Below are 1,001 nucleotides of genomic sequence, written 5' to 3' on the forward strand. Positions count from 1 at the left end.
AGGTTTTGATCGCTACCTTCATACCCAGGAATACACGGAACGCCTGCTTCAATCATTGCGATTTTAGAAAGACGTTTGCTGCCCATCAATTCGATGGCAGGAGCTGGTGGTCCAATAAATACGATGCCTGCATCAGCACAAGCTTGAGAAAAGTCACAGTTCTCAGACAAGAAACCATAACCGGGATGAACAGCTCCTGCGCCTGTGCGTTTCGCCGCATCCACGATTTTGTCAGCGACTAAATAAGATTCTCCAACAGACGCTGGACCAATACATACCGCCTCATCAGCCGCGAGGACATGTGGTGCGCCACTATCGGCCTCACTGTAGACCGCTACAGTTTCAAACCCTAAATCTTTTGCAGTGCGTATGACCCTTACTGCGATTTCGCCACGATTAGCGATCAGTATTTTGTTAAACATTTTTCTTATCTTCTCCAATACGCTTGTCGTTATTCTGCCCAACTGGCTTTTCGTTTCTGGATGAACGCCATGGTTCCTTCTTGTCCTTCGGCGCCTTGCACGGCTGACGCAAAATTTTTCGCTGCGCCATCAAGTAAGGATTCAAGAGGTTGGTGTCCGACGCTTAAGATCAGTTCTTTAGTTGTTCGATTCGCTTGTGGCGCACAATTTTTAACTTGAGAAAGAGCAGTCTCAAGCGCCGTTTCTAAGGCTTCGTTTGAATCTAAACATTCATGAACAATGCCTAATTCTTTTGCTTCAGTACCTTTAAAACGCGCACCAAATAATGATAAGCGTCTTGCTTGTGTTAAGCCTATGCGTGTCACAACAAAAGGTGCTATTTGCGCTGGTGGTATACCCAAGCTTGTCTCTGGCAAGCCAAACTGCGTGCTATCAAGGCACAACGCAAGGTCAGAGATGCATACTAAGCCAAAGCCACCGCCTAGTACTGCGCCTTCAGCCACAACAATCAAGACTTGCGGGATTTGGTTGACAAAGGTAATCATGCGCCCAAATTCTCTGTTTAATGCGTAGAAAGGG

General features: G+C 46.7%; 2 protein-coding genes. Both read right to left on the bottom strand.

Annotation, left to right across the window (positions count from 1 at the left end):
- On the bottom strand, positions 1–422 hold a 422-nt coding region (locus A3762_RS03205; RefSeq protein ID WP_304439254.1), incomplete at its 3' end, for a biotin carboxylase N-terminal domain-containing protein.
- 29 nt (positions 423–451) lie between these two features.
- Positions 452–1,001, bottom strand: a 550-nt coding sequence (locus tag A3762_RS03210; protein WP_082868907.1) for an enoyl-CoA hydratase/isomerase family protein, incomplete at its 5' end; no start/stop codon positions are given.

The organism is Oleiphilus sp. HI0125 (assembly GCF_001635355.1).